This is a genomic window from Arthrobacter sp. SPT-J7 (genome assembly GCF_059089965.1).
This window is the reverse complement of sequence record NZ_JBNHFF010000037.1, coordinates 1-20,146: the sequence shown is the minus strand read 5'-3', so window position 1 is coordinate 20,146 and position 20,146 is coordinate 1. Positions and strand designations below refer to the sequence as shown.

22 protein-coding genes and 1 tRNA gene are annotated in these 20,146 nt (G+C 65.2%); 14 read left to right on the top strand and 9 right to left on the bottom strand.

Going from position 1 to position 20,146, the window contains the following annotated elements; translation table 11 throughout:
• Positions 1 to 522 (top strand): tripartite tricarboxylate transporter permease (locus AC5RWX_RS20735; protein WP_494098194.1); only part of this gene is annotated, 522 nt, incomplete at its 5' end.
• Positions 519 to 923 (top strand): universal stress protein, encoded by a 405-nt coding sequence (locus AC5RWX_RS20730; protein WP_494098193.1) that lies wholly within the window; start codon positions 519 to 521, stop codon positions 921 to 923. The genes AC5RWX_RS20735 and AC5RWX_RS20730, both read left to right, overlap by 4 nt.
• 32 nt (positions 924 to 955) lie before the next feature.
• Here the strand turns inward: AC5RWX_RS20730 and AC5RWX_RS20725 are convergent, their stop codons facing one another.
• Positions 956 to 1,429 carry an NUDIX hydrolase gene (locus AC5RWX_RS20725; RefSeq protein WP_494098192.1) on the bottom strand — a complete coding sequence of 158 codons (474 nt, stop codon included), beginning with the start codon at positions 1,427 to 1,429 and terminating at the stop codon, positions 956 to 958.
• A gap of 118 nt (positions 1,430 to 1,547) precedes the next feature.
• Here AC5RWX_RS20725 and AC5RWX_RS20720 point away from each other — a divergent pair, with 118 nt between their 5' ends.
• Positions 1,548 to 1,817 (top strand): hypothetical protein, encoded by a 270-nt coding sequence (locus AC5RWX_RS20720; protein WP_494098191.1) that lies wholly within the window; start codon positions 1,548 to 1,550, stop codon positions 1,815 to 1,817.
• A gap of 56 nt (positions 1,818 to 1,873) precedes the next feature.
• Here AC5RWX_RS20720 and radA read toward each other — a convergent pair whose 3' ends face one another.
• The gene (radA, locus tag AC5RWX_RS20715) at positions 1,874 to 3,247 is read right to left on the bottom strand and encodes a DNA repair protein RadA (RefSeq protein ID WP_163161373.1); all 1,374 of its coding nucleotides are present in this window, start codon (positions 3,245 to 3,247) and stop codon (positions 1,874 to 1,876) included.
• A gap of 77 nt (positions 3,248 to 3,324) precedes the next feature.
• Here radA and AC5RWX_RS20710 point away from each other — a divergent pair, with 77 nt between their 5' ends.
• A complete protein-coding gene (locus AC5RWX_RS20710; protein WP_494098190.1) occupies positions 3,325 to 3,516 on the top strand; it encodes a hypothetical protein in 192 nt (63 codons plus the stop codon).
• On the opposite strand, the gene AC5RWX_RS20705 is transcribed toward AC5RWX_RS20710, so the two are convergent.
• The gene (locus AC5RWX_RS20705; RefSeq protein WP_494098189.1) at positions 3,513 to 4,640 is read right to left on the bottom strand and encodes an FUSC family protein; all 1,128 of its coding nucleotides are present in this window, start codon (positions 4,638 to 4,640) and stop codon (positions 3,513 to 3,515) included. The two genes, AC5RWX_RS20710 and AC5RWX_RS20705, sit on opposite strands and share 4 nt — an antisense overlap.
• A 252-nt stretch (positions 4,641 to 4,892) precedes the next feature.
• Here AC5RWX_RS20705 and pstS point away from each other — a divergent pair, with 252 nt between their 5' ends.
• The 4 genes from pstS to pstB all read left to right on the top strand — a co-directional run bounded on the left by pstS (position 4,893) and on the right by pstB (position 9,026).
• Positions 4,893 to 6,011, top strand: a complete 1,119-nt coding sequence (gene pstS / locus AC5RWX_RS20700) for a phosphate ABC transporter substrate-binding protein PstS (protein WP_494098188.1) — start codon at positions 4,893 to 4,895, stop codon at positions 6,009 to 6,011.
• A 106-nt stretch (positions 6,012 to 6,117) separates the two neighbouring features.
• Complete coding sequence (gene pstC / locus AC5RWX_RS20695) at positions 6,118 to 7,050, top strand: phosphate ABC transporter permease subunit PstC (protein WP_494098187.1); 933 nt, start codon at positions 6,118 to 6,120, stop codon at positions 7,048 to 7,050.
• On the top strand, positions 7,051 to 8,163 hold the full coding sequence (gene pstA / locus AC5RWX_RS20690; RefSeq protein WP_494098186.1) for a phosphate ABC transporter permease PstA: 1,113 nt from the start codon (positions 7,051 to 7,053) through the stop codon (positions 8,161 to 8,163).
• Positions 8,164 to 8,246: 83 nt separating this feature from the next.
• Positions 8,247 to 9,026: a phosphate ABC transporter ATP-binding protein PstB gene (pstB, locus tag AC5RWX_RS20685; RefSeq protein ID WP_494098185.1), complete on the top strand. Its 780-nt coding sequence runs from the start codon at positions 8,247 to 8,249 to the stop codon at positions 9,024 to 9,026.
• A 36-nt stretch (positions 9,027 to 9,062) separates the two neighbouring features.
• On the opposite strand, the gene AC5RWX_RS20680 is transcribed toward pstB, so the two are convergent.
• The 4 genes from AC5RWX_RS20680 to AC5RWX_RS20665 all read right to left on the bottom strand — a co-directional run bounded on the left by AC5RWX_RS20680 (position 9,063) and on the right by AC5RWX_RS20665 (position 12,260).
• Entirely contained in the window at positions 9,063 to 9,470 is a 408-nt protein-coding gene (locus tag AC5RWX_RS20680) for a hypothetical protein (RefSeq protein ID WP_458780724.1), read from the bottom strand.
• 202 nt (positions 9,471 to 9,672) lie between these two features.
• Positions 9,673 to 10,686 (bottom strand): inorganic phosphate transporter, encoded by a 1,014-nt coding sequence (locus AC5RWX_RS20675; RefSeq protein WP_494098184.1) that lies wholly within the window; start codon positions 10,684 to 10,686, stop codon positions 9,673 to 9,675.
• A 1-nt stretch (position 10,687) separates the two neighbouring features.
• Positions 10,688 to 11,305: a nuclease PIN gene (locus AC5RWX_RS20670; RefSeq protein WP_494098183.1), complete on the bottom strand. Its 618-nt coding sequence runs from the start codon at positions 11,303 to 11,305 to the stop codon at positions 10,688 to 10,690.
• Between the two features lie 295 nt (positions 11,306 to 11,600).
• Positions 11,601 to 12,260, bottom strand: a complete 660-nt coding sequence (locus AC5RWX_RS20665; protein ID WP_494098182.1) for a hypothetical protein — start codon at positions 12,258 to 12,260, stop codon at positions 11,601 to 11,603.
• Positions 12,261 to 12,450: 190 nt separating this feature from the next.
• On the opposite strand from AC5RWX_RS20665, the gene AC5RWX_RS20660 reads away from it, so the two are divergent.
• A tRNA-Lys gene (locus AC5RWX_RS20660) sits at positions 12,451 to 12,523 on the top strand.
• Between the two features lie 89 nt (positions 12,524 to 12,612).
• Positions 12,613 to 13,629 (top strand): LacI family DNA-binding transcriptional regulator, encoded by a 1,017-nt coding sequence (locus tag AC5RWX_RS20655; protein WP_494098181.1) that lies wholly within the window; start codon positions 12,613 to 12,615, stop codon positions 13,627 to 13,629.
• Here AC5RWX_RS20655 and AC5RWX_RS20650 read toward each other — a convergent pair.
• On the bottom strand, positions 13,565 to 14,197 hold the full coding sequence (locus AC5RWX_RS20650) for a hypothetical protein (RefSeq protein WP_494098180.1): 633 nt from the start codon (positions 14,195 to 14,197) through the stop codon (positions 13,565 to 13,567). The genes AC5RWX_RS20655 and AC5RWX_RS20650 overlap by 65 nt on opposite strands.
• A 190-nt stretch (positions 14,198 to 14,387) precedes the next feature.
• Between AC5RWX_RS20650 and araB the strand changes: the two genes are divergently transcribed.
• Genes araB through araA form a run of 3 tightly spaced genes read left to right on the top strand, consistent with a single transcriptional unit; the run spans position 14,388 to position 18,381 of the window.
• Positions 14,388 to 16,127, top strand: coding sequence for a ribulokinase (araB, locus tag AC5RWX_RS20645; RefSeq protein WP_494098179.1), 1,740 nt, complete (start codon positions 14,388 to 14,390; stop codon positions 16,125 to 16,127).
• On the top strand, positions 16,124 to 16,813 hold the full coding sequence (locus AC5RWX_RS20640) for an L-ribulose-5-phosphate 4-epimerase (protein WP_494098178.1): 690 nt from the start codon (positions 16,124 to 16,126) through the stop codon (positions 16,811 to 16,813). Before araB ends, AC5RWX_RS20640 begins: the two co-directional genes overlap by 4 nt.
• A gap of 47 nt (positions 16,814 to 16,860) precedes the next feature.
• On the top strand, positions 16,861 to 18,381 hold the full coding sequence (gene araA / locus AC5RWX_RS20635; protein ID WP_494098177.1) for an L-arabinose isomerase: 1,521 nt from the start codon (positions 16,861 to 16,863) through the stop codon (positions 18,379 to 18,381).
• 81 nt (positions 18,382 to 18,462) lie between these two features.
• Here araA and AC5RWX_RS20630 read toward each other — a convergent pair whose 3' ends face one another.
• Positions 18,463 to 19,185, bottom strand: a complete 723-nt coding sequence (locus AC5RWX_RS20630) for a GAF and ANTAR domain-containing protein (protein WP_494098176.1) — start codon at positions 19,183 to 19,185, stop codon at positions 18,463 to 18,465.
• 447 nt (positions 19,186 to 19,632) lie between these two features.
• Between AC5RWX_RS20630 and AC5RWX_RS20625 the strand changes: the two genes are divergently transcribed.
• Positions 19,633 to 20,146, top strand: a 514-nt coding sequence (locus tag AC5RWX_RS20625; RefSeq protein ID WP_494098175.1) for an HhH-GPD-type base excision DNA repair protein, incomplete at its 3' end; no start/stop codon positions are given.

Sequence of the window (20,146 nt, the reverse complement as noted above, 5' to 3'; positions counted from 1 at the left end):
GGCGTGACCCCCGGCCCGCAGCTTGTTGAACAGAACCCGGAGCTGTTTTGGGGCGTGGTCAACTCCATGTACATCGGCAACATCCTGCTGCTGATCATGAGTCTTCCGCTGGTGGGACTTTTCGTGCGCATCCTGCGCGTGCGTGCCGCCATCCTGGCGCCCATCACCGCACTCATCACCCTCCTGGGCGCCTACACCATCAACAACAGCATGTTCGACGTCACGCTGGTGGTGGTTTTCGGCATCGTTGGTTACCTGATGAAGAAGTTCGGCTTCGAACCGGGCCCCCTGGTGCTGGCCTTCGTGCTCGGCGAACTGCTGGAGAGCTCCATGCGCCGCTCCCTGCTGGTCTTCGGCGGCGATCCCCTTGGGTTCTTTGGCCGTCCCATCTCTGCCACGCTGCTGGTGGTCTTTGTTCTGGTAGCCGTACTTCCGGCCATCCGTACCGCGATCGCCAAGCGCAAGCGCAGTTCAACTGCCTCAACATCAGCCGTCAAGCCGGACATCAAGGAGAAGGTATGAGCATCATCGTCGGATTCGTCCCAACGCCCGCAGGACAGGCCGCACTCGCAGCGGGCATCGCCGAAGCGAAGCTCCGTAACGAGGACCTGGTGATCGTCAACTCGGCCCGGCAGGGTGCCCTGGTGGACAAATCTGTGGCCACGGAGGACGTTTTGGCGCAAGCCGCGAAGCGTGCTGCCGACGTCGGAGTAACGGCAACAGTCATCCAGCCGCCTTACCAGCACGATCTGGCCGATGAGTTCCTCGATGTCGCCAGGGAGGTTGATGCCTCGCTCATCGTGATTGGCCTGCGGCACCGCACCCAGGTAGGGAAGTTCATCCTGGGCAGCCATGCCCAGCAGATCCTGATGCAGGCGGACCGCCCGGTCCTGGCCGTTAAGGCCGACGGCGGGCACTTCTGACGCGGGTGAAGGGAAGCATCATGACGCCGGTCCTATGACTGCCTGCGGACGTGTTCCGCCAGGGCAGCAAGGACCGGCAGCTGGCCCTTGACCAGCTTGAGTCTCGCTTCCTCCTCGGGAAACCAACGGGCGTCGTCGATTTCCGGGTAGTGCTGGATCCTTCCCGAACCCTTGGGCCACTCCAGTGGGAAAGTGTTGCTGACAATCTGCTCCGGCCGGAAGTCCTGCTCTGCCGTGAAAACCGTGATGATCTTGCCGGACGGCTGCCGGAACTGCCCGAGCTGCTGGTAGTCGGCAGCCGGGGCAGGCAAGCCCATCTCCTCGGCGAACTCCCGCAGGGCTGCCGCCAGCGGATCTTCGTCGCCGGTGTATTCACCCTTCGGAATGGACCAGGCATGCGCGTCCTTGCGTGCCCAGAACGGGCCGCCCATGTGGGCTATCCAGACCTCAAGGCCGCCTGGATTTGCCCGCCTGTACAGCAGTATTCCTGCGCTTAGAACCGGCATCTGTCCTCCACCTGCTGGGCTTTCCACAACGAACGGTAACTGCCGTCCAACGTTAACCTGCAGTTCACGGCGCTGCTTTAGGTTATTCCTTCAGGCACTTTGCTCGAAGGGACCCGCCATGGCCAACATTTCTGAGGTTTTGGGACGGCTGACGCCGGAAGAACTTGACGAGCTTCGCATTCTCGGCCCGCAGGGCCACCTGCCGCGGCACATGGTTGACGCCCTGGACCGCGCGGCGGGCGGACCGGGCTCCGGCCGTGGCTATTACGTGCCCACAGGCAACGTCAGCGCCACCGGCGGCCCGCTCCTGGTGCTGCGCAGTGATGTCTCCGGCTGGCTCTTCAATTCCCACAAGGACGACCCCGATTCCTTGTCGCAGCAAGGGTAGAGGACCTGTCCTATGCTGGGCCCGTCGGCTGACTGACGTGGCCAGAACAGCAGGCTCTATCCAATCAGCAGACTCAGTGCCTCCGTCAAGTGCTCCACTTCCCGGACCGAAAATCCGGCCGGTACCGGCCCCGGGCCAGTATGGCTCGCCGGAACCACGGCGTGGGTGAATCCCAGCCGATGCGCCTCTTGGATGCGCTGGTTTATGCCGGGGACAGGGCGGACTTCGCCGGCCAGGCCCACCTCACCGAAGGCAACCAGCCGGATGGGCAACGGCTTGCGGGCTTTTGCCGAGGCCACTGCAAGGGCAACAGCGAGGTCCGTGGCGGGTTCGCTTAGCTTCACTCCGCCCACCGTGGCGACGTAGGAATCATCCTTGTGCAGCAAGGTACCGGCCCGTTGCTGCAGCACGGCCAGCAGCATGGAGACCCGGGAACTGTCGAGGCCGCTGGTTGCCCGCCGCGGCTGGGAATTGGGACTCTCGGCGAGCAGTGACTGCACTTCCGCCAGCAGCGGGCGCCGTCCTTCCATGGTTACCGTGATGCATGTGCCCGAAACAGGATCCTTGGTGCGGCTGACAAAGAGACCACTGGGATCGGCGAGCCCTTCGATGCCGTTTTCGTTCAGGTCGAAGCAGCCCACGTCGTCGGTGGGCCCGTAGCGGTTCTTGACGGCGCGTAGCAGACGGAGCCGGGAATGCCGCTCACCCTCAAACTGGCACACCACGTCCACCAGGTGCTCCAGCAGCCGCGGCCCGGCGATGGAGCCGTCCTTGGTCACGTGCCCCACCAGCAGCGTGGTCATGTTCCGCCGCTTGGCCGCGGCAATGATGGACGCCGCCACTTCCCGGACCTGCGAAACGCCGCCGGCGCTGCCGTCAACGTCAGCGCTGCTGAGGGTCTGTACCGAGTCCACGATCAGCAGCCGTGGCTCGATTTTTTCCACCTGCCCCAGGGCCTGGCCCAAATCCGTTTCCGCGGAGAGGTACAGCGATTCCGCGACGGCGTCGATCCTCTCGGCACGCAGCTTTACCTGCGCTGCGGACTCCTCGCCGGTCACGTACAACACGTCCTGCGCCGTCCGGGCAAACTTCGCCGCCACGTCAAGCAGCAGCGTGGACTTGCCCACGCCGGGTTCGCCGGCGAGCAGGATGACGGCACCCGGGACCAGCCCGCCGCCCAGCACCCGGTCCAGTTCGTCAACGCCTGTTGGCAGGTACGCCGCCGTGGTGGCGTCCACCTCGGCGATCCGGCGCGCCGGCTCCAAAACGGTAGTAGCCGCAGTCGTACGCGCTACCGCAGTGCCGGTTTCCTCCACGGTGCCCCACGCCTGGCACTCGCCGCACCGGCCCACCCACTTGACGGTGGTCCAGCCGCATTCGGCGCACTTGTATGCGGGCGCCTTGGATGCCCGCGAAGTCTTTGTAGCCATGCTTTCCACCCTAGCGGGGGGCACTGACATTCCCCGCCCGGCACCAGCCCTGGCGCGCTCCTGCGGGTGGAAAGCACTTGCCGGTGATCCCGGTCATCTGGCCACTTGCCGCAGCCGGTCTGCTCAAGGCGTTCCTGAGCATAACGAGCCAGTTCGGCCGGCTGGATCCTGCATTGCAGACAAACGTGATCCTGGCAGCCACTGCGGATGCCCACTTCTACTTCCTTCCGATCGTCCTGGCAGTCACCGCCGCTAAGCGTTGCAACTAGAGCGCGGGCAACACATCCCGGGCTTCACGCGCGTCCATCCCCGTGGCCTCCAGCAGGTCCACCATCAGCGGGCGGTACAACATCACCACGGTTTCGCCTTCCAGCCGCTGCACCTCCAGCAGCTTCGGATGCAGCCGCAGGGCGATCTCGCTCAGGTCCCGGCGGGCCGTACGCAGATGGGCGCGGCGGACGCCGTCGTGCGTTTCCGCCAGGCCCAGCGAAAGCTCATCAATCGCGGCAGCGGTCTCCTGCAGCACCTCCGCAATGTTTTCCGTCGCCTCATCGGAAAGGGCCGCGTGATTGATGGCGCTGGTCAGCCGGCGCGCGAAAACCCTGCTGTTCCTTAGCGCCAGGTCAATGAAGTCCAGCGACTGTTTCAGCTGGTCGAGCTCTTCCCGGTGCCGCCTGTAGGCGGGCGCGAGGGTGGCCACCTCCCCGGACGCGCGGAGGGACTGGCGCATGCCGTCCACCAGCGGCTGGCAGTTCCGCCCCCGGATGAGGGCGTGCCAGGCCTGGGTGGAGTCGCTGTTGACGAGGGCGTCACCGCACTCGCGCAGCACCTCGGCCAGTTCATGCAGCAGCTTCTGGACATCCTTGCGCGGTTCCCGGCGCGGATCCTTAGGGATAAGGATGGTCACCAGCAATGCGCAGAGGCCGCCCACCACCGCGTCGATGCTCCGCGTGAAGGGCCCCCCAGCCGGCGCAGGCAGCAGTACAACCAGCAGCGACTGCAGTCCCAGCTGGGTGGTGAAGATGGTGCCGCTGTCCAGGAAGCGGGCCAGCAGGATGGAGAACAGAAGGACGACGGCGGCCTGCCAGATTCCGCCGCCCAGCCAGTGGAGGAGCAGATCACCCACCGCAATGCCGATGGTGCAGCCGAGGCCCACCTCCACTACCCGCCGCAGCCGCGGTTCCCGGGAAAAACCCAGGGCGATCAGGGATGAGGTGGCGGCGAACAACGGCCCTGAGTGCCCCAGCACGTACTCGGCGAAGGCGTAGGCGCCCACCGCACAGACGGTCATTTGAATCGCGGGAACCAGCGAGTTCCGGCTGCGGATCAGCCCCGTGCGGATACGGCCATGCAGGAAGCGCCTGCCTGCTGAGAGTCCTGCTGCGGGAGCCATGCCGTCCAGTCTATTTGTTGCCCGGGCCGTACATTTGCCTGCCGGTCCACTACGGCCGGAGATGTGATCTGCGCAATGGGAACCCGGCACTTGTAAGCCAAAATCCCGCCGTCGTTAATGTTCCGTTCACTTTGGGCAGCCCATCCCTTTACCTGCGCACCCTAACTTCGATGAAGGTACAAAACGTACGCATCGCGCTGCAGGGTTCTCCGTCCCTGTCCGCACTGAATAACCCTGGAAGGGGTACACCTAGTGAAGGCACTCCGCTTCGGCCGCCACGCGGCTATCGCTGTTATCGCAGCCGGCGCTCTCGCGCTCACCGCCTGCGGTTCAGACAACGCCACGGGCACCGCGCCCGCCGGCACCCAGACGTCCGGCACCAAGGCCACTGGCACGCTCACCGGCATCGGCGCATCCTCCACCGGCGCAGCCATGGACGCCTGGAAGGCCGGCTTCGCTTCCGCCAACCAGGGCGCCACCGTGCAGTACTCCCCGGACGGCTCAGGGGCAGGCCGCAAGGCCATCATCGACGGCTCGGCCCAGTTCGCCGGCTCCGACGCCTACCTCAAGGACGAAGAGCTCGAGTCCTCCAAAGCCGTCTGCGGCCCCGACGGTGCCATCAACATCCCCGTCTACATCTCCCCGATCGCCGTTGCGTTCAACCTCCCCGGCATCACCGAGCTGAAGCTCGACGCCGCCACGGTCGCCAAGATCTTCCGCGGTGAAATCGCCAACTGGAACGATCCCGCCATCGCCGCCCTGAACGAAGGCGTGGACCTGCCCGACCTCAAGGTCACTCCAGTGAACCGCTCGGACGATTCCGGCACCACCACCAACTTCACCGATTACCTGGCCTCCGCAGCGCCCGAGGCCTGGACGGACAAGTCCTCCGGCATCTGGCCTGCAACCCTGCAGGGCGAGAACGCCAAGGGCACCTCCGGCGTGGTTAAGACCGTCACCGACACCCCGGGCGCCGTGACCTACGCTGACGACTCCGCTGTGGGCGGCACCCTCGGCACCGCCTCCATCAAGGTAGGCGAGGAGTTCGTCAAGATCTCCGCCGAAGCTGCGGCCAAGGCCGTGGAAGCAGGCACGCCGGTCGAAGGCCGCTCGGCCAACGATGTTGCCATCAAGCTGGACCGCAAGACCACCGCCTCCGGTGCTTACCCCATCGTGCTCGTCTCCTACCACGTGGTCTGCAGCGCCTACGACAATCAGGAAACCGTTGACCTGGTCAAGGCCTTCGAGAACTACGTAGTCTCGGAGGAGGGCCAGCAGGCCGCCGCGGATTCCGCAAAGTCCGCCCCGCTCTCCCCGGCCCTGGTCGAGAAGGCCACCGCGGCCGTTGAGTCCATCAAGGTCAAGTCCTAGTTACCGCACCGAATCCGGGTTCCCCGCCTGCCGAGAGGCAGTGCGGGGAACTTCGGGTTGAAAGCCACCTTTTCCCGTCTTCAGTTACCGATCGAAGGGCCGTCGAATGACCGCCACCCCCCTGACCAGCACCCAGGGCGCCGGCCGCGCCGGGGACAAAATCTTCTCGGGTGCCGCGCTGGCCGCCGGCTGCCTCATTCTTGCCGTCCTCTTCGGCGTCGCACTCTTCCTGGTGGTCCAGGCCATCCCGGCGCTGACCGCACCGGCGGCCGACATCCAGGGCGGTGAAGGCTTCTTCGCCTACATCTGGCCGATCGTCGTCGGCACGCTCATCGCCGCGGTCATCGCACTGGTCATCGCCACGCCCGTCGCCATCGGCGTCGCACTGTTCATTTCGCACTTCGCCCCGCGCGGCCTCGCGTCCGGCCTGGGGTACGTTGTGGACCTGCTCGCAGCCATCCCGTCAGTTATTTACGGCGCCTGGGGTGCAGCGTTCCTGGCCAAGGAAATCTCCCCGGCCTACAACTGGCTCGCCGCAAACATGGGCTGGCTGCCCATCTTCCAGGGCCCGGCCTCGGCCACCGGCAAGACCATCCTCACAGCCGGCATCGTCCTCTCCGTCATGGTGCTGCCCATCATCACCTCACTGTCCCGCGAGATTTTCCTCCAGACCCCCAAACTGCACGAGGAAGCCGCCCTCGCCCTGGGTGCAACCCGCTGGGAAATGATCAAGATGTCGGTCCTGCCCTTCGCGCGGCCGGGCATCATCAGCGCCGTCATGCTGGGGCTGGGCCGGGCGCTCGGCGAGACCATGGCCGTAGCGTTGGTGCTGTCCTCCGGCGCCCTGACCGCAAGCCTCATCCAGTCCGGCAACCAGACCATCGCGGCCGAGATCGCCCTGAACTTCCCCGAGGCCAGCGGACTCAAGGTCAGCACGCTGATCGCCGCCGGCCTGGTTCTGTTCGTCATCACCCTGGCCGTGAACATGATCGCGCGCTGGATCATCACCCGGCACAAAGAATTCTCGGGAGCCAACTAAATGACCTCCACGCTTACTCCCGTCCGCAGCAAGCGCTCGGCGCTGACCAAGGGCCAGCTGCCCAAGTACGCCCCCTACGTGGTCCTTGCCGCCGCGCTGATTGCCGGCGCCGCGATCCTGGCCCTGATCGGATTCAATCCGTTCGGCTGGGGCATCGTTTCCGCGATCCTGTTCGCCGTGGGACTGGTGTCCTGGAGCGCGGCCGTGGAGGGTTCCCGCAAGGCGAAGGACAAGCTCGCCACCTGCCTGGTGGTTGGATCCTTCCTGGTGGCCCTGCTCCCGCTCTTCTCGGTGATCTGGACCGTGTTGGTGAACGGGGTGCCCGGACTTATCAATCCGGGATTCCTCACCAACTCCATGAACGGCGTCACCGGCGTTTACGACAACCGGGCCGTGGAAGAAGGCGCACCCGTCCTTGGCGGCATCTACCACGCCCTCCTGGGCACTGTGCAGATCACACTGCTGGCCACCGTCATCTCGGTCCCGGTGGGCCTGCTGACCGCCATCTACCTGGTGGAGTACGGCAACGACGGGCGGCTCGCGCGCGCCATCACGTTCTTCGTCGACGTGATGACCGGCATCCCGTCCATCGTGGCCGGCCTCTTCGCCGCAGCCTTTTTCTTCGCCGTGGTGGGCCCCGGCACCAAAACCGGTGCCGTGGCCGCCGTCGCGCTGTCCGTGCTCATGATCCCCGTGGTGGTCCGGTCCAGCGAGGAAATGCTGAAGATCGTTCCCAACGAACTGCGCGAAGCCGCGTACGCCCTGGGCGTGCGCAAGTGGCGGACCATCGTCAAGGTGGTTATCCCGACGGCGATCTCCGGCATCGCGTCCGGCGTCACCCTGGCGATCGCCCGGGTCATCGGTGAAACTGCGCCCATCCTGGTCACGGCGGGCTTCGCCACCAGCATCAACTCCAACGTGTTCAGCGGCTGGATGGCCTCGCTGCCCACGTTCATCTACACCCAGATCCTGAACCCGACGTCACCGGCCAACCCGGACCCGTCCTCGCAGCGGGCCTGGGGTGCCGCCCTGGTGCTGATCATCCTGGTGATGATCCTGAACCTGGGCGCCCGGCTGATCGCCAGGATTTTCGCTCCCAAGACGGGCCGCTGACCGCCGTTCCGGTCGTAGCCCCTTCCGCGCCCTGACGGCCGGACCCTAAACTTCAATTCATACCCAGTCAGTGAAGGAACACCATGTCTAAGCGCATCGACGTCAAGGACCTGAACGTGTACTACGGCGATTTCCTTGCCGTGGAGGACGTCACCATCAACATCGAGGCCAAGTCCGTCACCGCGTTCATTGGTCCGTCCGGTTGCGGAAAATCCACTTTCCTGCGGACCCTGAACCGCATGCACGAGGTGCTTCCCGGCGCCCGCGTGGAAGGCGAAGTCCTGCTCGACGGCGACAACCTGTACGGCCCTGGCGTGGACCCCGTCACCGTCCGCTCGCAGATCGGCATGGTCTTCCAGCGTCCCAACCCGTTCCCCACGATGTCCATCCGGGACAACGTGCTGGCCGGCGTGAAGCTGAACAACAAAAAGATATCCAAGGGCGAAGCGGACGTCCTGGTGGAACGCTCATTGAAGGGCGCCAACCTGTGGAACGAGGTCAAGGACCGCCTGGAAAAGCCCGGTTCGGGTCTCTCCGGCGGCCAGCAGCAGCGTCTCTGCATCGCACGGGCCATCGCCGTGGAGCCCCAGGTGATCCTGATGGACGAGCCTTGCTCTGCGCTGGACCCCATCTCCACGCTCGCCATTGAGGACCTCATCAACGAGCTCAAGGACCAGTACACCGTGGTGATCGTGACCCACAACATGCAGCAGGCGGCCCGTGTCTCGGACCGGACGGCCTTCTTCAACATCGCGGGCACCGGCAAGCCGGGCAAGTTGATCGAGATCGGTGACACGCACACCATCTTCAGCAACCCCAGCCAGAAGGCCACCGAGGACTACGTCTCCGGCCGCTTCGGATAAAGACCGGCTGAACAGGCATTGGCTGCGCAGGTGCGGCTATTCCGGCACTTCCAGCTGGAAGCCGCACCGGCAGCGCAGCACCCTGGTGGGCAGTGAGACTGCGCTGAGGCCACCGCTGCCGTTGCTGCTGCGGTAGCAAAGGCGCTCGATTTCAAACTCTGCTTCCTCCATGGGGAAGCCGCAGTGGATGTACTCATCACCGAACATGATCACCTTGGCCATCCAGCGCACCTGCTGCAGCGCCGCGGCCACGTCCGAGGCGTAGGCAAGGTGTTCATGGAACCGGCGGCAGTCATTGCACGTGTAGGAAACCGTGACCAGGTCGCCGTTGGCCGCCCCCATGGCCGTGATGGCGTGGATGGTCAGGTGGTGTTCCGTTCCACAGATTTCGCATTCCATATGCCGTGGCTGGGGCAGGGAGTGCCGGGGATTCGAGTTAGCCACGTTGCTGCTCTTTTCCACGTAATGTGCATCCGGGCCGCCGATAGGCTGCAGCGGCGTTTGTCCACGGCCCTGCACCCGGCGGCGGATGTCAGCCCCGGCAGCAGCGCTTGGGGCCGTACTTCCGAATCTACGTCACATGGATGTGCCTGTACAGGGCAGCAGGGACCATCGGGTTCACGAGGACGCGCTCACCCGGATACGCTTACCGGGGCAGCGGCGAAAGAGCCAGCGCCAACACAAAGGCGAGGGCTGCCGTGGCCGCCGGTGTCAGTATCCAGAGCGCCACGATGCGGATAACCAGCTTCCGGTTGGTCACCGAAAAATGCTGGTTCTCACCGGCGCCCAGCACGGCAGAGGTGACCGTATGCGTGGTGGAAAGCGGCCACTGCAGGCCGATGGCGCCCACGAACAGCATGACCGCGCTGAAAATCTGTGCCACCGAGCCGCGCAGCGGATCAATCTTGGTGATCTTGTATCCGATGGTGTGGGAGATCCGCCAGCCGCCAAAGAGCGTGCCGGCGGTGATCATCACCGCCGAAAGCAGGGCCACCCACACCGGGATGCTGCCGCCGTCGGAATATCCCGATGCCAGCAGGGCCAGGAGCAGCACCGCGCTGATCCGCTGCCCGTCCTGGAGGCCATGTCCGAACGCCACCGCGCCGGCGGCTATGGACTGGCTGCGGCGGAACCGCTGGTTCACTACGTTGGGCTGTGTATAGCGCGCAGCCCAGGTAGCCGGATAAACCAAGAGGAAGGTGCCGCTGTAGGCAACCAGCGGCGACAGCACCAGCGGCAGGACAACCTGGAACAGCAATGAGTGGTCCACCCCGCCCACGCCCGCCCCGCCGACTGCGAGGCTGGCGAGCCCGGCACCGGCAAGGCCTCCCACCAAAGCGTGCGTGGAAGAAGCGGGAATGCCGCGCCACCACAGGAGGATTCCCCAGGCAATGGCGCTTCCCAGGCCTGCGAGCAGGATGCTGAGGCCGTCCGTGCCGGCGGGAAGGTGGATCCAGGTTTGGCTGACGGCGACAGCCAAACCTGCGCTCAGCAGGGCGCCGAGGAAGTTGAAGAAGGCTGCCAGCAGCACGGCCACACTGGGCGTCAGGGCCCGGGTGCGGACGGCGAGGGCCACCGAGGTGGAAACATCGCGGAAGCCGTTCACGAAGGCAAACACGGCCGCCAGGAGGACCACCACACCGAAGATGACTGCTGTCACTTCAGGATTCCTTGACGATGATGCTGCCTACCTGGGTGGCGATGCGCCGCATGTCCTTGGTGACGTCCACCAGCTGGTTGGCAACATCACGGTTGCGTGAATACTGGGCCCATTTCATGTCCCTGATCATGTCCGCTACCCACACCCGGTGCGTCCGTTCAGCCCGTTTGGCCAGCCGCAGGATTTCGATCCAGTAATCCTCGAGGTCATCGAGGTTGTCAAGCCGGCGCATGGCGTCCACTGTGAGCTCGGCCTGCCGGCTGATGATCTCCAGCTGGTCCGCAGCCCGTTTGGGCAGCCTGTCCAGGCGGTAGAGCGCCACCAGTTCTGCCGCGGCATCCAGCTTCTCCATGGCCTCGTTGAGGTAGCGGGACAGGGCGTACATGTCTTCGCGGGGGAGCGGGTTCACGAAGCTGGTGCGCATGTGGGTCAGGAGGGCGAAGTGCAGCTCACCGGATTTGGCCTCGTGGTTGTGCATGTCCTCCACGAGCTTGCCGTGGTCAGCGGCGGGGACGCCAAGGATCTCGGCCAGGGTGGCGCTGGCCAGCACGATTTGCTGCGCCATCTGCGATAAGAGGTTCAGCCCGGCGGGCTCCTGGGGAAAAAGGCGCAGCTTCACGTAGTTACCGTCTCCGGGATAAGTACAGGGTGGGAGTTGCCTGCCGTGTGACTTGACCCCGGCCCGCAACTGACGCTAACTCTACCGGCCCGTAACTGCACCCCTGAAATGGGAAAACAGAAAAGCGGCAACGGCAATTGGGCAGAAAAAATGGTGCCGAACCGGATACGCCTCTCGGCGGTAGGCCGCTCTAGGCGGCTGAATGTTGAAGCCCGGGGGTTTCGCGGCTCGGCACCAGTTTCAGTGTTCTACGTTGGTTGGCCCAAGTCAACATTGACAGATCCGGGGTCTTGGGTCAGTCGAGCTCGCCCAGGCGCCACGCATTGGCCGCGTGCTCAAGGTCCTCCGCGGTTTTTACCAACTGCTGGGAATTTCGGGTGAGTTTGCTGGCGTGCGCCTCGTTGCCGTGCTCGGCGCCGTCGGCGAGTGTGGCCTGGCCAAGCGCCACCACCCGGCAGAACGCAGCGGAACGCTCCAGCGCGACGTCGAACTCGCCGTCGAACGCGCCCGAAAGAATGGCGTCCGCCATCGCTTTCATCTCGTCCGCGCCGGGAGGCTCAGCGGCCCCAGCCACCACGTTGGAGACCTGTGCAGTGTCCTTTCCGGCGCGGAAGTACACCGAAATGCGCTCCGGGTCCTGGACGGTTGCTGCACGCAGGGCGTACAACCGCCACAGCGCGCCGGGAAGTGAACGGGCGGGGCTCTCAGCCCACATCTCCGCGATGGCCTCCAGGCCCTGCTCGTCCGCAAGCTTGACCAGGCGGTCGGTCACCACCGGGTCATCGCTGTCCCGGCCATGGCGGACCAGGGCCTGGGCGGCGAGGTGGGCGGCTTCGGATACGCGGGCGGGATCGGCTCCACCCGCGAAGGGCTCGAAGTCCACGGGCGCGAAAGGCTTCGGTTTGTGGTGCCGGTTGGCGCCGCCGTAATGACTGGAACCTGTTTGCTCGCTCATGCCCCCCACGCTACTCCTGTGCCCTGCGGGAAATCGAGCATCCGGACATTGCCCGCCGGGCATCACAACAGGCCCGACGGCTGGACCCGGCCTGCGTGCGAATGGTGGCGCGGCCATGGGTTAGAGTATTAACGTCCAGAAATGGACTGGGCCGGGTGGGCCGGTACAGTGTGCCGAAACAGCCCGGCAGGGGCCTTTAGCTCAGTTGGTAGAGCATCGGACTTTTAATCCGTGGGTCGTGGGTTCGAGCCCCACAGGGCCCACTCTTTTAGCGAAGAGCGGGACATCCCCCGGCAGCCTCCCCGAGGCCGCCGGGGGATTTCTTGTTGGCGGCAACCGGCACAATGGGGACATGACAAAAAGCAGCACCGGGCGGCTGCCGCGCCTTGAGGACGTGGCCGAACTTGCTGGCGTCTCACACCAGACCGTTTCCAGGGTGGTCAACGGCCACCCCAATGTCAGCAAGGCAACCCGTGAAAAGGTTGAGGCCGCCATCGCGGAACTGGGCTACCGCCGCAACACTGCGGCGCGGAGCCTGGTGACCCGGCGCTCGCAGACCATCGGTGTGCTGGGCAGCGAGCTGTCCCAGTACGGTCCGGCCAACACCATGCTGGGGGTGGAGCAGGCTGCGCGGGATGCCGGCTACTTTGTCAGCATCGCCGCGCTGCGCTCCGTCAGCAGGGACGCCATCCTCGATGCGCTGCGGCACTTTCTGGACCAGGCGGTGGACGGTATCGCCGTGCTGGTGCCGCATACCGAAACCCTGCGGATCCTTGAGGAGTTCAACCCTGGCGTGCCCGTGGTTGCTGTCGGTTCGCTGGGCAACGAGGCCGTCAGCGGGGCGATGGTGGACCAGAAACGCGGGGCGGAGATAGCCGTCGGGCATCTCATCGAGCTGGGGCACAGCAGGATCGGCCACGTTGCGGGGCCGGCCGACTGGATCGACGGCGCTTTGCGCACCGAGGGCTGGCGCGCCGCCCTCCAGCACGCAGGCCTCCAGGACGACCTGCTGCTGGAAGGCGACTGGAGCGCGGGCAGCGGCTACGCCATCGGGCGGCAGTTGGCGGCTGAACGAAAGGCAACCGCGGTGTTTGTGGGCAATGACCAGATGGCCCTCGGCGTACTGCGGGCCTTCAACGAGGCGGGCGTCCGCGTGCCCGACGACGTCTCCGTGGTGGGGTTCGACGACCAGCCGGAGTCCAGCTACTTCACTCCACCGCTCACCACCGTGCGGCAGGACTTCGAAGAGCTCGGCAGGCGATGCATGGACACCGTGCTGAAGGAGATCGAGGCGGGCGCCGCCGTCAGCTCCACGGTGGTGACTCCGGAGCTGGTGCGCCGGGAGAGTGCGGCAGCGCCCCGCCGTTAGTTTCTGCGTCGCTGCTGCCTGCGATGGTGTGCGGCAGCTGCCGGACCTCGGCGAGGACGTGCTGTCCTTGCTGGCGTCCGGGCTCATTATGAAGCGGCGCGGAGCTCTGGCGGCCCGTGGAGATGCGGCGGGACCAGCCGGCGAGACGGGGCCAGTATTTGATGGCCGCGTACGTTGCCAGGGCGGCGGCCATGTGCAGATGGAGCATCAAGTGGAGTGAGTGGCCGGCAGGCGCAGCCACTTCGCCGGCCGGCGGAACCTCCTGCTGAATTCCACCGTGGCCGTGCACCGACAGGCCGCTTCCGGAACCGCCGGAAAAACCCGTGAACCCGAGATGCAGCAGTTGCTGGGCCACTGCGCAAAAGAGCAGCAACGCCCAGGCAGGCATCGGGAAGCGCGCCAGGATCGCTGCCGCCATTCCAAGCAGCGCTGCCAGTGCCAGAAGGATCATCAGGCTTGGAGCGGGGCCTCCGGCCGCCAGGTGGGCTGCCAGTCCGAGGCCCGTGGAGATGGGGCCCCCCAGCCACGCACCAGAGCCGGCGCGGGTCTTTGGTTTTGCGTCGTACACAGCACACCTTCCCGTTGGGTCGCGGTTCATCCTGTTCTTACCCCGTTGGCAGCGTCCCACACTTTTGGGGTGTTGCGTTGCCCAGGACCCGACAGAGGGTTAGGCCCCCGAAGGGGCATTGACATCTAACTTGTTAGCGCTCACAATCGAAGGGTCGCGAAGCTGCGGCAGCTAATGGAGGAACTTTTCTATGGACGTCAAAATGGACACGGACAGCTACGTCATCGGTGTGGATTATGGAACGCTCTCCGGCCGGGCCGTGGTGGTCCGGGTCCGGGACGGCAAAGAGCTCGGCAGCGGTGTTTTTGAGTACCCGCACGCGGTGGTCACCGATGCTCTTCCAGCAGACGTTGCCGGTGCACCAGGCGTACGGCTTCCCGGCGATTGGGCGCTGCAGGTGCCGAACGATTACCGTGACGTCTTGCGCGTCGCAGTTCCGGCCGCCGTGGCCGAGGCAGGGATTGACCCCGCCGCCGTCGTGGGAATCGCCACGGACTTCACCGCCTGCACCATGGTGCCGGTCAAGGCGGACGGCACCCCGCTGAACGAGCTTCCCGGATTCGGAAACCGGCCCCATGCCTACGTGAAGCTCTGGCGCCACCACGCGGCGCAGGGCCAGGCCGACCGGATCAACCGACTCGCGGCGGAACGTGGCGAGGAATGGCTGCCGCGTTATGGCGGGCTGATCTCCTCCGAATGGGAGTTCGCCAAAGGCCTGCAGCTCCTGGAGGAGGACCCCGAAGCCTATGCAGCGATGGACCACTGGGTTGAGGCCGCGGATTGGATCGTGTGGCAGCTCTGCGGCCAGTACGTCCGCAATGCCTGCACGGCCGGGTACAAGGGCATTTACCAGGACGGCCGTTATCCGTCCGAGGACTTCCTTGCGGCCCTGAACCCGCAGTTTAAGGACTTTGTCAGCACCAAACTCGAGCACACTATCGGCCGCCTGGGCGACGCCGCCGGATACCTCACCGCTGAGGCTGCTGCCTGGACCGGCCTGCCCGAAGGCATCGCCGTGGCTGTAGGGAACGTGGACGCCCACGTCACCGCTCCTGCTGCGAAGGCAGTGGACCCGGGCCAGCTGGTGGCCATCATGGGCACTTCCACCTGCCACGTCATGAATGGCACCGAACTGCGCGAAGTGCCCGGGATGTGCGGGGTAGTGGACGGCGGCATCGTGGACGGACTGTGGGGCTACGAAGCCGGCCAGTCCGGCGTCGGAGACATCTTCGCCTGGTTCACCAAGTATGGCGTGCCGCCGGAGTACAACCAGGCAGCCGAAGCCGCCGGTCTGGGCATCCACGAATACCTCACCGAACTGGCATCCCGCCAGGCCATCGGCGGGCACGGACTCATCGCCCTCGACTGGCACTCGGGCAACCGCTCAGTGCTGGTGGATCACGAGCTCTCCGGCATCGTGGTGGGGCAGACCCTGGCCACGCGTCCGGAGGACACCTACCGTGCACTGCTGGAAGCCACCGCTTTTGGCACCCGGACCATTGTGGACGCGTTCCGCGACTCCGGCGTTCCGGTGAAGGAGTTCATTGTTGCCGGCGGCCTGCTCAAGAACCCGCTCCTGATGCAGATCTACGCGGACGCAACCAACCTGCAGCTCTCCACTATCGGATCCGCTCAGGGCCCCGCCCTCGGCTCCGCCATTCATGCGGCCGTCGCTGCCGGAAAGTACGCGAATATCCGTGAGGCGGCCGCCGCTATGGGCTCCCAACCGGGCGAGGTGTACACGCCCATTCCGGAGAACGTGGCCGCCTACGAGGAACTTTTCCAGGAGTACAAGGCCCTGCATGATTACTTCGGCCGCGGCACCAATGACGTAATGCACAGGCTCAAGGCCATCCAGCGGAGGGCAGCCGGTCCGCTTCCGGCTCCCGCCGCGGTTGCTGCCGAGGCTGCCATGGAGGTGCCGGCATGAGCATCCTGGACACCATCTCCCGCGTCCGGGAGGAAGTGTGTGCCCTGCACGCCGAACTGACCCGCTACGAACTGGTGGTGTGGACGGCGGGCAACGTCTCGGCGCGGGTCCCTGGCCACGAACTGATGGTCATCAAACCCTCGGGCGTATCCTACCAGGACCTCACCCCCGAGCAGATGGTGGTGACGGATCTCTACGGGGTGCCCGTGGAGGGGGACGCAACAGGTGGGTGGGACAACCCGCCGCTGTCGCCGTCATCGGACACCGCAGCTCACGCATACGTCTACCGGCACATGCCCGAGGTGGGTGGGGTAGTGCACACGCACTCCACCTATGCCACTGCGTGGGCGGCCCGCGGCGAGGCGATCCCGTGCGTCCTGACCATGATGAGCGACGAGTTCGGCGGATCCATCCCAGTAGGGCCGTTCGCACTGATTGGTGACGATTCGATCGGCCACGGGATCGTGGAGACCCTGAAGAACTCGAATTCCCCGGCCGTGCTCATGCAGAACCATGGACCATTCACCATCGGCAAGGATGCGAAGTCCGCGGTGAAGGCGGCCGTGATGTGCGAGGAAGTGGCCCGCACGGTGCACATCGCACGCCAGTTGGGCGAACCCATCCCCATCGACCCGGGCCACATCGACTCCCTCTACGCCCGCTACCAGAACGTGTACGGCCAGTAGCGGCCGCCCTTTACGTCCAACCAAAGATTTACTCCCCAAGGAGATTCATGAGCACCGCAGCAAACACTTCACTTGACGCTTACGAGGTCTGGTTCCTCACCGGCAGCCAGCACCTCTACGGGGAGGACGTCCTCAAGCAGGTGGCCGCCCAGTCCCGGGAAATCGCCAACCAGCTCAACGCGTCCTCCTCGGTGCCGGTGCGGATAGTGTGGAAGCCGGTCCTGACCGATTCTGATGCCATCCGCCGGACTGCGCTGGAGGCCAACTCGGACGATTCGGTCATCGGCGTCACGGCATGGATGCACACCTTCTCACCCGCCAAGATGTGGATTCAGGGCCTTGACCTGCTCCGCAAGCCGCTGCTGCATCTGCACACCCAGGCCAACCGGGACCTTCCCTGGGCGGACATCGACTTCGACTTCATGAACCTGAACCAGGCTGCCCATGGCGACCGCGAGTTCGGGTACATCCAGTCCCGCCTGGGCATTGCCCGGAAGACCGTGGTGGGGCATGTGTCCAACCCCGAGGTGGCCCGCCAAGTAGGCTCGTGGCAGCGTGCCGCCGCGGGATGGGCCGCCGTCCGGACACTGAAGCTGACCCGCTTCGGTGACAACATGCGCAACGTGGCCGTCACCGAAGGTGACAAGACCGAGGCAGAGCTCCGCTTCGGCGTCGCCGTCAACACCTGGTCCGTCAACGAGCTCGCCGACGCCGTCCACGGCGCTGCGGAGTCCGACGTCGACGCCCTGGTTGCGGAGTACGAAGACCTTTACGACGTGGTTCCGGAGCTCCGCGCCGGGGCCGCCCGGCACGATTCCCTCCGCTACGGCGCCCGGATCGAACTCGGCCTGCGCAGCTTCCTCGAAGCCAACTGCTCGGCGGCGTTCACCACCTCCTTCGAGGACCTTGGCGCACTCCGCCAGCTCCCCGGCCTGGCCGTGCAGAGGCTGATGGCGGCCGGCTACGGCTTTGGCGCCGAGGGCGACTGGAAGACCGCCATCCTGGTCCGCGCAGCGAAAGTCATGGGTGCGGGCCTGCCCGGAGGCGCATCCCTGATGGAGGACTACACCTACCACCTGGAACCCGGGGCCGAGAAGATCCTGGGCGCGCACATGCTGGAGGTCTGCCCTTCCCTGACGGCCGGCAAGCCGCGCCTGGAGGTCCATCCGTTGGGCATTGGCGGCAAGGAGGACCCGGTCCGTCTGGTGTTCGACGCCGATGCTTCCCCGGGCGTCGTGGTCGCCCTGTCCGACATGCGGGACCGTTTCCGCCTGGTGGCCAACGCCGTCGACGTGGTGCCCCTCAACCAGCCGCTGCCCAACCTGCCGGTGGCACGTGCACTGTGGCAGCCCAAGCCTGACTTCGCAACATCCGCAGCAGCTTGGCTCACGGCCGGCGCGGCCCACCACACCGTGCTGTCCACGCAGGTAGGAATGGACGTGTTTGAGGACTTCGCGGAGATCGCCAAAACCGAACTGCTCACCATCGACGATGACACCACCATGCGGCAGTTCAAAAAGGACCTGAACTGGAACGCCGCCTACTACCGGCTCGCGGGCGGAATCTAGGCGCCTCTCCTGGGAGCAGCCCCGGAAGCGTTGCTTCCGGGGCTGCTCTGGTCTGGGGCTCCTGCCCTTCTTCGAGCCCGCCTAGTGGCCGAAGTGCGCGCGCGGAGGGCCCTCCGGAAGCCGCTCAAGGATGTCCTCCGCCACTCTGCGTACCTTGATGTTCCTGTGGCTGGATGCCTTGGCGAGGATGGAAAAGGCTTCGTGGTAGGAACACCTGTTCTGGGCCATGATCACCCCGCACGCAACGTTGATGGACGTGCGGCTGTCCAATGCCAAACGCAGATCCGAGGCGGTGGACCTCGCCGTGTGAAGGTCAAGGGCCATCTGCAGGCTCTTGGCTGCAAGGCCTGCAAAAGCCCGCGCCTCTGGAATTACCTGCAGCGGAAATGCCTTGGAGTCCTGGGCAAAGAACGCCAGGGCTGCGCTGGTCTGGCGGACGGGCTTGCCATCGTCGCGCACCTCGACGTCCTGGTCCAGCCGGAGGCGAAGAACGAGGACGCTGCCAAGGTTGGCCAGCTGCAGCTGGCTGCAATACCGCGGCCACCGGAAATCCCCGCTTCTTTGCAGCACGGCCACGGGATGCTTCCCGGACAGCACCTCGCTGACCGGCCCTTCGCCAGCTTCCTGCTCCCACTCCAGCAGCCGGATGACGTCAGGCGTCGTGCCGGTGATGGCGGGAGTTCTCTTCGTCTGGTGCACCACTACGCCGCATTCGATAACGAGCCCTGCCGTGCGGACCACCGCCTGGGCGGAAGCTGCTGCGAGGAGTTCAAGGGAATCCTGGAGTGTCTCCGTGCCGGTCATCAGATCCAGCAGGATCCCGTCCGGCTTATCCGATGGGTAATCGGATTTCCTGGGTTGCCCTGTCTTTGCCGAGGCGGCGTAGCCCGGTACGGCGTTTGTCCGGCTGTTTCCCGGCGCGGCCGGCCCCTGCCGGTGGTGGTTGGGGCCCTGCGGGGAAAGAAGAGGGCCGGCGACGGCTGGGGGAGAGGCCTTGGTCTCAAAGGCCTCCTCGTCGCCGGCCCCGCTTAGTGCCCGGGTCCGTCGGACCGGGAAACTGGAGCTTGCGTATCGTGCTTGCATTGCGTCTCACACCCCCTCGTGAGTCAAGTACCGCGAGCCAAAAACGTCTTGCCTCTGTGAGTAACCTAGTTCGGCGGCCGTCCCTGGAGAACGGGTAGCCGGTACTCGTTTTTTAAATTGGGTACTACTTGGTCACCGTCCTGCCTTGATTGCGCAGCGTCTGGGATGATGGACGCCATGGAATTACATATCACGGGGGATCCTGCTGCGGACGAGTTGTTGAGTGAAGATCCGTTCGCCCTGCTGACAGGAATGTTGCTGGATCAGCAGGTAACCATGGAATCTGCGTTTGCCGGACCGGTGAAGATCAAAACGAGGATGGGGTCCTTGCGGCCTGAATTCATCGCCGCTCATGAGCCGCAGGCGTTCGTTGAGGTCTTCAAGGAACGGCCCGCCGTCCATCGGTTTCCGGGCTCCATGGCGGCACGTGTGCAGGCGCTTGCCGAAGTGGTGCAAAGCGAGTGGGACGGCAATGCGGCGGCCATCTGGACCCACGGCGGACCGGACGGAGCAGAGGTGCTGCGGCGGCTTAAGGCCTTGCCGGGATTTGGCGAGCAGAAGGCCAAAATTTTCCTCGCACTGCTGGGAAAGCAGTGCGGGCTGGAGGCGCCAGGATGGCGCGAAGCGGCGGGAAACTACGGGAAGGAGGGAGCTTACCTGTCTGTTGCGGACATCGTAGACA

Bases quoted from the DNA above. Each gene is read 5' to 3' on its own strand.
- AC5RWX_RS20730 (WP_494098193.1), top strand. From the start codon at position 519: ATGAGCATCATCGTCGGATTCGTCCCAACGCCCGCAGGACAGGCCGCA.
- pstA (WP_494098186.1), top strand. From the start codon at position 7,051: ATGACCTCCACGCTTACTCCCGTCCGCAGCAAGCGCTCGGCGCTGACC.
- araA (WP_494098177.1), top strand. From the start codon at position 16,861: ATGAGCACCGCAGCAAACACTTCACTTGACGCTTACGAGGTCTGGTTC.
- pstC (WP_494098187.1), top strand. From the start codon at position 6,118: ATGACCGCCACCCCCCTGACCAGCACCCAGGGCGCCGGCCGCGCCGGG.
- AC5RWX_RS20640 (WP_494098178.1), top strand. From the start codon at position 16,124: ATGAGCATCCTGGACACCATCTCCCGCGTCCGGGAGGAAGTGTGTGCC.
- AC5RWX_RS20630 (WP_494098176.1), bottom strand. From the start codon at position 19,185: ATGACCGGCACGGAGACACTCCAGGATTCCCTTGAACTCCTCGCAGCA.
- AC5RWX_RS20720 (WP_494098191.1), top strand. From the start codon at position 1,548: ATGGCCAACATTTCTGAGGTTTTGGGACGGCTGACGCCGGAAGAACTT.
- AC5RWX_RS20665 (WP_494098182.1), bottom strand. From the start codon at position 12,260: ATGAGCGAGCAAACAGGTTCCAGTCATTACGGCGGCGCCAACCGGCAC.
- AC5RWX_RS20705 (WP_494098189.1), bottom strand. From the start codon at position 4,640: ATGGCTCCCGCAGCAGGACTCTCAGCAGGCAGGCGCTTCCTGCATGGC.
- AC5RWX_RS20725 (WP_494098192.1), bottom strand. From the start codon at position 1,429: ATGCCGGTTCTAAGCGCAGGAATACTGCTGTACAGGCGGGCAAATCCA.
- araB (WP_494098179.1), top strand. From the start codon at position 14,388: ATGGACGTCAAAATGGACACGGACAGCTACGTCATCGGTGTGGATTAT.
- AC5RWX_RS20655 (WP_494098181.1), top strand. From the start codon at position 12,613: ATGACAAAAAGCAGCACCGGGCGGCTGCCGCGCCTTGAGGACGTGGCC.
- radA (WP_163161373.1), bottom strand. From the start codon at position 3,247: ATGGCTACAAAGACTTCGCGGGCATCCAAGGCGCCCGCATACAAGTGC.
- pstB (WP_494098185.1), top strand. From the start codon at position 8,247: ATGTCTAAGCGCATCGACGTCAAGGACCTGAACGTGTACTACGGCGAT.